Consider the following 10799-nt stretch of genomic DNA (forward strand, 5'->3'; position numbering starts at 1 on the left):
GTAGTGGGTGTGCGGGTGGAATCCGGGGCGCCCCGCAGCGCGCGGGCGAACGGGGCGCCCCGGTGGTCAGGTGGAGCCGGTCAGTTGTGCGGGCGGACCGGTTGCGGCGGGGTGCCGAGGTGCACGGGCATGTCGCCGCCGCGCGGGGTGTCCTTCAGCCCGTCGCGGATCACGGTGCACAGCTCGGCGAACGCATCCCGCTTGACCAGATCGGGCCGGTGCAACTTGAACCCGATCGACAGCTGGCCGTCGTCGAGGCTCCAGCGCAGCCGGGCAGCGACCTGGACGGGTGGCATGCCGAGGAACGGCGCGATGGCCACCACGAACTCGCGCGGGACGTCGATCTGCCCGGCCTTCGGGGTCTTCGCCTTGGTCTCCTCGCTGTAGGACAGCTGCACGTCGCCGGTGTCGAGGTTGATCGCCGAGGAGTACTCGGCCTTCTTGTGCGCCTTGAACTCCAGCGCGACCTCCAGCAGCGAGGCGCCGTCGGGCTGGATGAACACGGTGGCGTAGTCCTGGAGGAACTCGGCGAACTGCACCTGTGTCAGGTACTTGCCGTCGTGGCGGGCGAAGGCCAGCCAGTCCGGGTCGTCCTGGAGCTGGAGCACCGCGGTGTGGTCGCGCCACCCGGCGTTCTCGTTGTCGGCGTGGTCGTTGAGCACCGCGGTGAACCGGGCGTCCTTCTCCGTGCCCCACACGGTGGTGTAGCCGTCGCCGAGGCGGCGCACGTAGTCGACGAAGGACGACGGGTCGTGGAGCGTGGCATTGCCGCGCGGCCGGACCGGGTCCGGCAGCCACCCTTCGAAGTTGGTGGCGTGCAACTGCTCGTCGCTGCGCAGCACCCGAACCACGACGTTCGAGGTGGTGTCGAGGGGGTACGGCTCCGGCGGGGTGGCGGCCTCGACACGGCGGGCGAGGCTCTCGACGAGGGCGTGGCTGCCCTCGTCGACGAGTTCGGTGCTGGTCACTTCGTGATCTCCTTGCTGCCCGTCACGATCTGCTCGAACAGGGTGGGCTGAGTGGGGTTGTCGCGGTGGAGCGCGCCGGTCTCGTCGGCGAAGTAGATCGAGGCCTTGCGGTCGAACGCGGGGAGCTTGCGCTTGATCTCGTCGGCAATGATCACCGCGCCGTCCACGTTGGCCTGTGGCTTGACCGTGAGCGTGAGCTGGAGCGTCCCGGCCTTGCGGGTCTTGAGCACCTCGGCGACCAGCTCCTTGAGCTTCGCGCCGAGCTCGCGGTTCGGTCGGCCCTTGTTCAGCTCGTAGAGGAACAGGGCAAACGGGGTGTCTTCCTCCGCCTGCGTGTCCTGTGTGGACTCGATGGTCACGCGGTTTTCCTTTCACTGTGCGGTGTTGCGCCCGGAGCGGGCAGGGTGATCTCGGGCAGGGGCACGCTGTCGATGTCGCGGCGCCAGGCGAGCAGCGCGGCGAACAGCTGGAGTTCGGTCGTCATCGGAATCGCTTCCTGGTCAGGGCCGCCTCGGCGGCGGCGCGGGCATCGGTCATCTCGGTGAAGTCGGGTGTGGTGCCCTGGCGGCGCGTGGCGGTCGCGGTGCGGGCGAGGCTGCGCAGCGCCTCGTGCCAGATGTGCCGCCGACGCCGCCACGCCTCGCGGGTGCTCACTGCCCGCGCCGGTGCGGGCGCTGCGGCCACCGCTCGCGCACCTGGTCGCGGCCCGGACCGGCGCCGAGCGCCGCCTTGGCGCGGGAGGCCAGGAACGTGGCGTCCTCCTGCGCGTGGGCGTGCTCGTCCTCGCTCGGCGCCTCGGCGAGCAGGTAGCGCAGCAGCCGGTTGGTCGCGTTCGCCTCGCTGATGTTCATGCGGGCCACCCCTCCAGCTCGGCGCGGATCCGGTCGCGCAGCGCGGTGTCCCACGGCCCGGTCTCCGGCGGTTCCTCCGGGCCGACCAGCTCGGCCGCGGCGAGTTCGGCCCACGGGTGCGGCTTGCCGCACGAGCACGGCCCGGGAGCCTGCGCGGGGTCGGGCCACGGGTAGCTGTGCATGTGCTGGCGCTCGGCCACCAGGCGCTCGGCGTCGAGGAGGTCAGCCAGCTCGGCCGCGCCGGTGTTCGCGGCGTGCAGCTGGCCGCGCAGCATCTCCACCTCGGTCGTCAGCCGCGTGATCGTCGCCGCCTGCTCCTCGCTCCTCGCGGCCTCGTGCCGGGTGCGCTCCTGGCGGTACACCTCGGCACGAGCCTCGACATCGGCCAGCGCGGCCGTGTGCTCGGCAACCAGCGCGGCCTCGCGGCGGGTCGCCTCCTCGAGGAGACCGGCCAGCCGCGCCGCTTCGGCGGCCTCGGCGTCGCGCTGCTGGCTGAACTTGTCGGCGCGGGCTTCGAGCTCTTCGAGCGCGGGCAACTCGGCGGTCAACCGCTGGATCTCGGCGGTGGCGTCCTCCAGCTGGCGGTCGGCGTCGGCCAGGCGCTGCCGCAGCTGTTCCAGCTCGGCCAGGTCGGCCGCCGATGCCGGCGGGCGCCCGGCCAGCAGTGGCTCGACCGCGCGGGCGAAGGTGGCGATGTGGTCGGGCGGGAGCGGCTCGTCGCCGCAACGGTCGGCCAGGCGCGCATCCGCGCGGCGCAGCACGTCCTCGATCTCCGGCACGCGGGTGACGGTGGCGGTCATCGGGCACGCATCTCGGTCAGCGGCCCGTCCACGCACAACGGGGTCGGCGGCCAGCTGTTGCCGATGCGAGGCACGACGTCCTCGACGGTGCCCGCCCAGTACCAGCCGCCGCCGTCGCACCGCTTGAGGTAGCCGTCACCGGTGCGGGTCGGGGCGTGCAGCGCGGTCACCGACGGCTCGGGCTCCGGCCCGTCCGGCGCGAACACCCGGGGCGCCGGGCGCTGGGCGTCGAACCATGCCTTCGCCTCCAGCATCGCCTCGGCGTGCGCGGCGTCGTCGCGGCGGTAGCTGCTGGTAATCGCGGCCCGCAGCGGGACGGGCAGGCGACGCCACCCGGCCGCGCAGCAGTACCGGGTGAACGCGATCCGCGCGCCGCACCCGCACGGGCAGGCGTGGGTTGGATGCGCGCGGCGGGGCATCACGCACTCCCGAACAGGTAGGCCGCCAGGTCGACCAGCGCGGGCACGAGCAGCGACAGCGCGCAGAACAGGGCGACTAGCAGCAGCCCGGCGACCACGATGCACGGGGCCATCGGAGTGGGTTTGGTGCTCACGACAGAGCCTCCTCAATGGACTTGGCGCGGGCGGTGCCGGGCGGAACGAACTCGACGTCACCGTCGTCGCGCAGCAGCACCAGCCCGCGAGCCAGAAGGACTGGGATCTCGGAGGGCAAGCGGATGCCCTCGCGGACGAGCCAGCCCATGGTTTCGATGAACGCACGCTGCCCGCGGGTGTTGGTGACGAACTCGTGGCACGGCGAGCAGAGGTGCAGCAGGTTGGCGGGCAGGTTGATCCACCGCCGGACGGTGCCGCCCATCTTGCGGCCGCACCGGTGGTGGACCTCCGTGGCGGCAGCGCGCCCGCACTTCTCGCAGATGCCCGCGGACCGGGTCCAGATCGTGGCGCGCACGTCCTCGGACACCTGCTGCGCGGTCACGGCTGGCTCTCTTGCAGGTGCTTCTTGTACTCGGCCAGCACGGCCACCCCGGCGCGCAGGATGTTCCCGCCCTGCGACCAGGTGGTGAAGTCCTCGGCCACCGCCGCGGTGTCCCAGCCACAGGTCTTGCCGAGTCCCGCGATCTCGGCGCGCAGCACGGTGCGCTGGTCCTCCTCGCGCAGCTTCGGCTTCTCGGCCCGGCTGACTGGAGTGGCCTCGACCGGCGCGGCGGGCTCCTTCTTCCACAGGTCCAGCGCCGCCCCGAACCGCATCGCCGCGTTCTTGATCGCGTCGCCGATGGTGGCCTTCATGCTGTCGCCGCCGTGGTGGCCGCCGCCGCCCTCGTGCCCGTACCCGTAGCGGGTCATCCCGCCGACGGTCAGCCGGATCCACAGGCCGCCCTTGTCGTCGAGCGCGGGCAGGCCGTGCGGGCTAAACGCGACCGGCTCCCAGGACCACAACGGGTCGACGTTGAGCAGGCGTTCGGTGATGTGGGCGTGGCCGACGTAGTCGAGGTGGATGTGCGCGGTGGACACGAATGCCTTGCAGGTGCTGCACTTCTTGCGCTCGTGGGCGTCGCAGTCCTTCTTCGGGTCCGAGCACGCCCGGCAGGTGACCTTCGGGAGCTTCCCGATCTCCTTGCCGGTGAACGGTTCCCGCAGCGCGGTCAGGATCTCCTTGTTCATGCCGCACCGCCCGGCAGCTCGCGCGGCGCGAGCGTTTCGAGCGACAGCTCGCCGGTGCGGAACAGCTCGATCACCTCGGCCAGCGCGCCGGGGGCGGCCAGCGCGGACACGTGCGACGCCTTCTCGATCACCGCCACACCAGGGATGTCGGTCTCCGCGCCAGGGCCGACCGGCGCGCCGACCGCCGCCGAGCGGGTCCTGAGTTCGCGCAGGAACTCCTTGTCCACCGAAGTCGTCTCGCGCAGCAGGTGCGGAGCGTGGGTGAACAGCACGTCCACCACCTCGCGGACGCTGCCGCCGATCTCGTGCGTGGTCTTCAGCGCCTCCGGGTAGGCCTCGGCCACCCACGCCTGGAACGCGGGCTCGTCGACGACTTCGACGGTCGGAGCGGGGTCCTGCTTGGACACCGTGGCCAGCTTCATGTTGTTGCGCGGGGAACGAGCGACGAGGCGGTCGCCCCGGCCCAGCTGCTTGTCGGCGTCGACGCGGATCTGGTCGTAGCAGGCGTTGAAGAAGTCCCGGAGGATCTTCGCCAGCCCGACCTGGAAAGCGATGTTCATCGGTTGCGCGGTCCTTCTCGGTCAGTGCTCGTCGACGGCGGGCAGGTGGCGGGCGAAGACGCCCTGCACGTAGTGGGGCTCCAGCGTTTCCGCGGCGTGGCAGGCGTCGAGCAGCTCGCTCCCGATCGCGAACAGCTCCGGAGCCGCGGCCGACCTGCGGGTGACGTGCGGCGCCGGGCTCTCGCCGTAGGCGGCCAGCAGCTGGTGCATCTCGCCCGGCGAGGCCTCGGCCCCGATGCCGGCGAGCTGATCGAGCAGCGGGCCGACCACCGCGTACGCGGCGCGGGCCTGCCAGCTCTCGCGGGTCTCGGGGTGGCCGTCGTCGGCGTGCTGTCGCTCGCCGAAGGAACCGGGGTAGGCGATCGCGGCCCGCAGGGCGTCGATGATGTCCTGGGCGGGCGGGTGGTCGCTGGTGAAGTGGACGCTGGTCACGGGGTTGCTCCTCGATGGCAGGTAGTGGGGTGGGAAGCCTCGGCCGGGAGGAGGGGTGTCCCGGCCGAGGCGGGTCATCAGGTGCGCCGACGCCAAGCGGCGTCGTCCTCGCGCCGGATGCCGAGGATGTCCAGCACGGAGCAGCGCAGGCACTGCGCCAGGGCGGCCAGCTCGTCCGCCCGCACGAACCGGCCACCGCTCTCGATCTTGTGGACGGTCGACTGGTGGTAGCGGGTGTGCCCGCGCGCCTGCATCGCCTCCGCCAGCTGCACCTGGCTGAGGTTCGCGGCGGCGCGCAGCTTGGTGATCCGGTGACCGATGCTCATGCCGTGGACCGCCGGAGGTAGCCGATCGGGGGCAGGGGGCGGGTGTGCCCGCACGACCACCGCACGGCCAGGAGGTAGACGTCCATCCACGACTGCACGCCGCAGCGCGGGCAGGGGAACGTCGCGTCCGCGCGGTTCAGCTTCCGGCCGAGCATCTGCTTGGTGCTGTCGTCCGGAACCCACTCGATCGCGATACCCGGGGGCAAGGCCGCCTTGGGCCAGGTGGACGCCGTGCTCACTCGGTCGCCGCCGCACTGTCCGAAGAGGACGGCAGCGCCGCCGGGGTGGTGGCCTGCGCGAGCAGCGGCGTGCACCGCCACTCCACGATCTCGACCTCTTCGAGCACCTCGACCTCGGGCACCTGGGCAACCAGGATCGGGTCCGGCACCTTCTTGGTGATCACCTCGGTCCCGGTCACGACGCGCTCGCACACGTCACCGCGCGGGGCCAGCGCCGAAAAGCCAGACGCTCCGAAATGGATCTGGAGGTCGTACACATCGCTCGCGGCTTCCTTCTCGACCCGGGCGCCGAGACGCAGGGCCGCCCTGGCCAGCTCGCCAAGCTCGGCCGCCGACCGGAGGTGCCAGATGTTCGGGGTGAACGGAGCGCGCAAGTAGCACGCTTCGATCTCCGGCGTGGCCTCGATCAGGTCGGCCAACCGCCGCAGCGCCTCGGCCTGCTGGACGTGCAGCGGCTTGTCCTCGGTGGCCATCAGCCCGCCACCTCCACCCGGATGTCGCGGTTGGAGTTGCGGTCCTGCTCGGTGAGGGCCTGGTTCACCGCGCCCAAGGCGCACGCCCGGCACCCGCAGGTCTCCGCCACGTCCAGCGGGTTGCTGTACGGGGTGTCCGGGGCGGGCTCGCCGTAGATCCGGACCGAGGTGACCGCGCCGAACTGCTGGCACCACTCGCACTGCTGCCCGGCGAAGTGCGGATCGACGGTCACGACCACGCCGCGCATCGCGCGCAGCTCGTCGACCACCGTCAGCTCACCGAGCGCGGGCAGGATCTCGGTCGGCTCGCCGCAGTCGTGGCGCCGGTGCCGCCCGGCCGAGGCCTGCGGCACCACGCGCCCGACCAGCGCGGCCAGGTCGCCGGGGACCGGCACGGCGGCCGGGGCAGTCAGGTCAGTCATCGGGGTTCACGTCCTTCTCGACAGCGGCGGCGGTGGTGTCGTAGAGCGGGGTCGGCTCTCCGACCAGGTGCACGGGCAGCGGGGGCGCGTCCTCGAACAGGCCGCGCTGGTCGGCCCCGATGTCCGGGCCGCAGTCGGTGCAGGTGACAGCCTGGGTTGTCACGTAGTAGTGGGTGCCGCGCTGGTTCTGCGAGCCGCTACGGCAGAGCGGGAAGGGAACCGGGCTGGCCGGGTTCCCGGCGTGCACGACGGCGTTACGGCCCAGGGCCCGGACGTTGCGCGCGTTCACCGGCCACCGCCGATGCGCAGGCAGGTGTGGCAGGTGATCGGCGCGGTGGTCGGCTGCTTCGTGCGCTTGTGCCAGAAGCGGGAGTCCGACCCGCACCGCAGGCCGCCGGTCTCCTGGTTGAAGCCGTGCACCAGGCGGCCCTTGCCGACGGTGTAGTTCGTGAGCGTGCTCATCGGGCCACCACCGCGGCTGCCAGCGCGCCGACGGCCAGGCCCACGGCGGCCACGCCGAGCACCACGAACACCGGGTGCACCGCCCAGCCCGGCGGCGGCCCGGCCACGCTCCGCTGGTCACCGCCCCGGCGCGGGTCCGGCGCGTCGGTGATCCGGACGGTCATCGGCGCGAACACCACCGCCGCGTCGGCGGCGAGCGTGCGCAGCGGCCGGGTGAGCACCGCGCCGAGCAGTTCGAGCCACAGCATCAGCGGCGCCCGCCGGACGAAGTCGGTCTGCCGCAGGTGCCGGTACCGGTCCACCGGCTGGGCCGGGGGCTGGGCCTGCTTGGCGGCCGGTCTACTACGGTTGGACCTGGTCATGAGAGTTCTCCCATCTCTATCTCTCGTGGCTGGCGCGGTCCGGTGTTCCAGCACCGGCCGCGCGTTTTTCGTTGGGTCAGGCGATCGCCAGCGCGCCGGGCGCGTGCTCGCGGATCTGTTCAGCGGCAGGGGCGAGCAGGAAGCGCACCCGCTCGGCCTGCTCGTCGGTCAGCGGGGCGAAGCGGGCTAGCAACTGTTCGGCGTGCTCCCGCATCGCCGGGTCAAGATCGGCGATCCGCCTTGGCCTGCCTGGCGGGTCCGCCGGGGGCTGGCGCGGCGGGTTTGGCACGTCCGGCACGGTCGGAGGGTTCCGGGTCGGCGGGCGCGTGTCGCGCGGCCCTGTGGCGACGACCTTTCTCATGTCTTCGCCCTGGCAGGAGCGTCGGGCAGCCGCAGATGCTTGGCGGGTAAGCCGAGTTCGAGGGCCAAGCGCTGCAACACCTCGATCGACGCGGTGGCATGCCCGCTCTCGATGTTGGCCAGGTGCTGCGGCTTCACGTTGGCCCGCCCGGCGAGTTCGGCGAGCTTCCAGCCACGCTTCTGTCGTGTGGCTCGGATGAGCTGGCGGTTGGGGGTGGGCATACAGGAGAGATTAGGAAGGTTTCGGAAGTAAGTCAACCCACTTGGCGGAACTTTTAGGAAGGAGGGTTGCGGCAACCGCTCCAGACGTGGATGGTTGGGCGTCGACGACACGAGGAAGGAAAGGGAAGAAAGATGACAGAACACGAGGTTTCACGAAGGCCCAGGGTTGCCTCAAGTTGCCTTCCGCTTTCTTCCTCGCGGAAGATGCGGCACCCTGAGCGCATGGTGGACCGCAAAGCGCTACTCGGCAGTGCCGTCCGCAACGCGCGGAAGAAGGCTGGGTTCAACACGCTCCAGGAGTGGGCCGCACACCTCGACATCAGCGACCGCACCCTGGGCGACCTCGAACGCGGCCATGGCGCCGGCCCGAACACGCTCGCCGACGTCGAGAACGCCCTGGGCTGGAACCCCGGCAAGAGCCGGCGCTTTCTCGACGGAGAGGAAGACCTGGAGGACATGCCAGCGCCGCCCCAGCGGGCACAGGCCGAACCAGACGACGACGCGCGGGGGCGCGCCGCGGTCAAGGTGCTGCTACAGCCGACGCTGGCCGACCTGCTCGCGGAGGCCTCGGCCGCCTACCAGGTCGACCCAGCAGAGGCCGAGGACTGGCTGCTACGCGTGCTCACTATCCGGCGCAAGGCGCGCGAACGTGATGGCCAGGACCAGGCGGTCGCCGAGCGTGCCCGCCAGACGGCCGCCGCCCGTAGCCGCCAAAGGCAGGCACAAACCGGACAAACTCGGTCGTAACCTGATCGCAATATTGGATTAGGCCACCTGGGTATTCCTTGCTTCTGCGAACTAACTCATCTCAGCTCGGTGACGACAATCGGGGGGGTGTAACACCCCGAACGGGCTAAGCCCGATACCACCACAACGAGGGGATGTAGTTCGCATGCGCACCGAGGGGCCGAAGCCAGTCACCACCAAGGTCAAGCCGACCCACCTGTGGGTCGCCGCGCTGATCGCGACAGCGATCACCATGATCGGAGGTGTCGCAATGCTGGCCGTGCCACTGGCTGGCTGGCACCCCGTCATGCTCCCGCTGGCGCTCATCGTCATGCTGACTGGCTGGGGCACCGTCGGTATCGCCGCCATCGTCAGACACCTTGAACAGTTCATCCTGGCGTGCACCGACTACGCGATCGCCCGCGACCGCGAAGAAGCGGTCAGCGTGCGGTCGACGGTGCACGCCGCCGAGCGGTTCCTACGCGACGGCCACTAGCGCCGCTAGCCGATAGGCGTGATGTCGACGCGGTTCGGGTCAATCTTCCCCGCCTCCCTGGTGTAGCCCTTCGGGTTGTTCGGCATGATCGACACCACCGCAACCGCGGTGATCACGGCTCGCCGACGCTCCACCGTCGACGCCAGGAAGGCGCGGCCCGGATCGGGCGCGTCCGCGATGCCAGCGAGCGTCGACCCAGCGGACAGCTCAGCCACCTTCGCTTGTGCACGTTCGAGTGCACCAGTGAGGGAGGCACGTGCTTCCGACCACTCCTGCTCGTCGATTTCGTTCGCCCCGTAGAGGGCGGCCAACTGTTTCTTGCGGTTGCCGAGCGCAGTTAACTCAGCTTGCGCAGAACGCAGCTCATCCGGATCAGCAGATGGGAGCAGAGACACGTTCTCTCTGCGCAGCAGGTCGGCGATCACAGCATTGACCAGATCGTCGACAGGCTCAGCGATGATCGTATTATGGTTGACCGCGCGACAGCGGTACGCCGGTTGAAGAATCTTCCTCTTCGGACTCCAAACAGAATTACTGCGCATCGTGGCCTTACCGTCGCATTTCCCGCAGTAGTAGCCGTTCGATCCCTGCCACTTCAGAGACAGGTTTCCTTTTGGGCGGCGCTCCGGGTCGTCCAACATGCTCTTGAGCGCACGCCATTGGGCTTCCGACACGATCGGAGCCCAGGTGGCATTCCCCACGACTTGGCGTCGGTGCACCGACAGCCCCGCATTGCGAGGCCGCATGAGCACCGACCGCACGGACGCCGGAATCCATTCCTTTGCTCCCTGGGGCGGTTTGAGCCCAAGTTCGTTCCACGCTCGGGCGACGGAACCGATCGAGGCTCCCGCAAGCACGTCCTGTATCGCGCGCGCGATGGCCGCGATCTCAGCGGGGCGGGGCGTCAGCCCGTCCGAATCAAAGCCGAACGGACGGGGGCCGCCCAGGAACAGGCCATCCCGCGCGAGCTCGGTCATCTTCTCCACGAGTCGCTCGCTCGCGTGCTCCGACTCGTAGCGGGCGTCCACGGCCCGGTTCCGGGCATCCTTCCTCCCCCACGCGGTCGTGAGGTCGAGCGTGCCCGCCTGCTTGGCGTACGTCGGGATGTTCCGCGGCTGGCAGAGATCGATGTAGTTCTCCAACTCCATAGGGTCACCGTGTCGGTGCAGACGGTCGGTGTGCCAGCACAGAACAGCGTCCGCCTCACCGGCTTCGATGAGTGCAAGAAGTCGGCGGTATCCCGGGCGAGGCTTGCCGCTGTACGCCGACAGGTCGTTGTCCGCGAACACGGCTACCACCGTCCACCCGCGCTTGCGCGCCATCTCCCGGCACTCGAACTCCTGGCGGTCCACCCCCAGGTGGGCGCCGATCCGGTCCTTGGAGATGCGGCAGTAGATCACTACACGAACGATCGTCGAAGTCACGTCCGATAGTGTGAACCGTACATGTCACCCTTGACAAGTAGCCCAGGTCAGCTT

The 10799-nt window shown here is 70.2% G+C and carries 24 protein-coding genes; 2 read left to right on the forward strand and 22 right to left on the reverse strand.

From position 1 onward, the window contains the following. Positions 1 to 80: 80 nt before the first annotated feature. The 21 genes from YIM_RS48370 to YIM_RS48460 form a co-directional block, all read right to left on the reverse strand. Positions 81 to 968 (reverse strand): DUF2303 family protein, encoded by an 888-nt coding sequence (locus YIM_RS48370; protein WP_153030641.1) that lies wholly within the window; start codon positions 966 to 968, stop codon positions 81 to 83. After that, the gene (locus YIM_RS48375; protein ID WP_228004703.1) at positions 965 to 1327 is read right to left on the reverse strand and encodes a hypothetical protein; all 363 of its coding nucleotides are present in this window, start codon (positions 1325 to 1327) and stop codon (positions 965 to 967) included. Before YIM_RS48375 ends, YIM_RS48370 begins: the two co-directional genes overlap by 4 nt. After that, positions 1324 to 1452 carry a hypothetical protein gene (locus YIM_RS49810; RefSeq protein ID WP_255462914.1) on the reverse strand — a complete coding sequence of 43 codons (129 nt, stop codon included), beginning with the start codon at positions 1450 to 1452 and terminating at the stop codon, positions 1324 to 1326. The genes YIM_RS48375 and YIM_RS49810 overlap by 4 nt, the downstream gene beginning before the upstream one ends. Next, positions 1449 to 1622: a hypothetical protein gene (locus YIM_RS48380; RefSeq protein ID WP_153030640.1), complete on the reverse strand. Its 174-nt coding sequence runs from the start codon at positions 1620 to 1622 to the stop codon at positions 1449 to 1451. The genes YIM_RS49810 and YIM_RS48380 overlap by 4 nt, the downstream gene beginning before the upstream one ends. Further along, positions 1619 to 1819 (reverse strand): hypothetical protein, encoded by a 201-nt coding sequence (locus YIM_RS48385; RefSeq protein WP_153030639.1) that lies wholly within the window; start codon positions 1817 to 1819, stop codon positions 1619 to 1621. Before YIM_RS48385 ends, YIM_RS48380 begins: the two co-directional genes overlap by 4 nt. Next, positions 1816 to 2619: a hypothetical protein gene (locus tag YIM_RS48390; RefSeq protein WP_153030638.1), complete on the reverse strand. Its 804-nt coding sequence runs from the start codon at positions 2617 to 2619 to the stop codon at positions 1816 to 1818. Before YIM_RS48390 ends, YIM_RS48385 begins: the two co-directional genes overlap by 4 nt. Continuing rightward, positions 2616 to 3038: a hypothetical protein gene (locus tag YIM_RS48395; protein WP_153030637.1), complete on the reverse strand. Its 423-nt coding sequence runs from the start codon at positions 3036 to 3038 to the stop codon at positions 2616 to 2618. The genes YIM_RS48390 and YIM_RS48395 overlap by 4 nt, the downstream gene beginning before the upstream one ends. Further along, entirely contained in the window at positions 3038 to 3172 is a 135-nt protein-coding gene (locus YIM_RS49815) for a hypothetical protein (protein ID WP_255462913.1), read from the reverse strand. The genes YIM_RS48395 and YIM_RS49815 overlap by 1 nt, the downstream gene beginning before the upstream one ends. Continuing rightward, complete coding sequence (locus YIM_RS48400) at positions 3169 to 3555, reverse strand: HNH endonuclease (protein WP_153030636.1); 387 nt, start codon at positions 3553 to 3555, stop codon at positions 3169 to 3171. The genes YIM_RS49815 and YIM_RS48400 overlap by 4 nt, the downstream gene beginning before the upstream one ends. Further along, positions 3552 to 4241 carry a hypothetical protein gene (locus YIM_RS48405; protein ID WP_153030635.1) on the reverse strand — a complete coding sequence of 230 codons (690 nt, stop codon included), beginning with the start codon at positions 4239 to 4241 and terminating at the stop codon, positions 3552 to 3554. The genes YIM_RS48400 and YIM_RS48405 overlap by 4 nt, the downstream gene beginning before the upstream one ends. Continuing rightward, positions 4238 to 4801, reverse strand: coding sequence for a hypothetical protein (locus tag YIM_RS48410; RefSeq protein ID WP_153030634.1), 564 nt, complete (start codon positions 4799 to 4801; stop codon positions 4238 to 4240). The genes YIM_RS48405 and YIM_RS48410 overlap by 4 nt, the downstream gene beginning before the upstream one ends. A 21-nt stretch (positions 4802 to 4822) precedes the next feature. Then, positions 4823 to 5233: a hypothetical protein gene (locus tag YIM_RS48415; RefSeq protein WP_153030633.1), complete on the reverse strand. Its 411-nt coding sequence runs from the start codon at positions 5231 to 5233 to the stop codon at positions 4823 to 4825. A 77-nt stretch (positions 5234 to 5310) separates the two neighbouring features. After that, positions 5311 to 5559: a helix-turn-helix domain-containing protein gene (locus tag YIM_RS48420; RefSeq protein ID WP_153030632.1), complete on the reverse strand. Its 249-nt coding sequence runs from the start codon at positions 5557 to 5559 to the stop codon at positions 5311 to 5313. Beyond that, complete coding sequence (locus YIM_RS48425) at positions 5556 to 5798, reverse strand: hypothetical protein (RefSeq protein ID WP_153030631.1); 243 nt, start codon at positions 5796 to 5798, stop codon at positions 5556 to 5558. Before YIM_RS48425 ends, YIM_RS48420 begins: the two co-directional genes overlap by 4 nt. Continuing rightward, the gene (locus YIM_RS48430) at positions 5795 to 6271 is read right to left on the reverse strand and encodes a hypothetical protein (protein WP_153030630.1); all 477 of its coding nucleotides are present in this window, start codon (positions 6269 to 6271) and stop codon (positions 5795 to 5797) included. Before YIM_RS48430 ends, YIM_RS48425 begins: the two co-directional genes overlap by 4 nt. After that, positions 6271 to 6693 carry a hypothetical protein gene (locus YIM_RS48435; protein ID WP_153030629.1) on the reverse strand — a complete coding sequence of 141 codons (423 nt, stop codon included), beginning with the start codon at positions 6691 to 6693 and terminating at the stop codon, positions 6271 to 6273. The genes YIM_RS48430 and YIM_RS48435 overlap by 1 nt, the downstream gene beginning before the upstream one ends. Further along, positions 6686 to 6982 carry a hypothetical protein gene (locus tag YIM_RS48440; RefSeq protein ID WP_153030628.1) on the reverse strand — a complete coding sequence of 99 codons (297 nt, stop codon included), beginning with the start codon at positions 6980 to 6982 and terminating at the stop codon, positions 6686 to 6688. Before YIM_RS48440 ends, YIM_RS48435 begins: the two co-directional genes overlap by 8 nt. After that, complete coding sequence (locus YIM_RS48445; RefSeq protein ID WP_153030627.1) at positions 6979 to 7155, reverse strand: hypothetical protein; 177 nt, start codon at positions 7153 to 7155, stop codon at positions 6979 to 6981. Before YIM_RS48445 ends, YIM_RS48440 begins: the two co-directional genes overlap by 4 nt. Next, positions 7152 to 7517, reverse strand: coding sequence for a hypothetical protein (locus YIM_RS48450; protein ID WP_153030626.1), 366 nt, complete (start codon positions 7515 to 7517; stop codon positions 7152 to 7154). The genes YIM_RS48445 and YIM_RS48450 overlap by 4 nt, the downstream gene beginning before the upstream one ends. Before the next feature lie 76 nt (positions 7518 to 7593). Continuing rightward, the gene (locus YIM_RS48455) at positions 7594 to 7815 is read right to left on the reverse strand and encodes a hypothetical protein (RefSeq protein ID WP_153030625.1); all 222 of its coding nucleotides are present in this window, start codon (positions 7813 to 7815) and stop codon (positions 7594 to 7596) included. 59 nt (positions 7816 to 7874) lie between these two features. Beyond that, positions 7875 to 8099 (reverse strand): helix-turn-helix domain-containing protein, encoded by a 225-nt coding sequence (locus tag YIM_RS48460; RefSeq protein ID WP_153030624.1) that lies wholly within the window; start codon positions 8097 to 8099, stop codon positions 7875 to 7877. A gap of 222 nt (positions 8100 to 8321) precedes the next feature. Between YIM_RS48460 and YIM_RS48465 the strand changes: the two genes are divergently transcribed. Beyond that, positions 8322 to 8846 (forward strand): hypothetical protein, encoded by a 525-nt coding sequence (locus YIM_RS48465; protein WP_153030623.1) that lies wholly within the window; start codon positions 8322 to 8324, stop codon positions 8844 to 8846. Positions 8847 to 8991: 145 nt separating this feature from the next. Next, positions 8992 to 9321, forward strand: coding sequence for a hypothetical protein (locus tag YIM_RS48470; protein WP_153030622.1), 330 nt, complete (start codon positions 8992 to 8994; stop codon positions 9319 to 9321). Between the two features lie 5 nt (positions 9322 to 9326). Here YIM_RS48470 and YIM_RS48475 read toward each other — a convergent pair whose 3' ends face one another. Beyond that, on the reverse strand, positions 9327 to 10745 hold the full coding sequence (locus tag YIM_RS48475; protein WP_153030621.1) for a recombinase family protein: 1419 nt from the start codon (positions 10743 to 10745) through the stop codon (positions 9327 to 9329). Positions 10746 to 10799 lie beyond the last annotated feature (54 nt).

Source organism: Amycolatopsis sp. YIM 10, from assembly GCF_009429145.1.
GTDB lineage: Bacteria > Actinomycetota > Actinomycetes > Mycobacteriales > Pseudonocardiaceae > Amycolatopsis.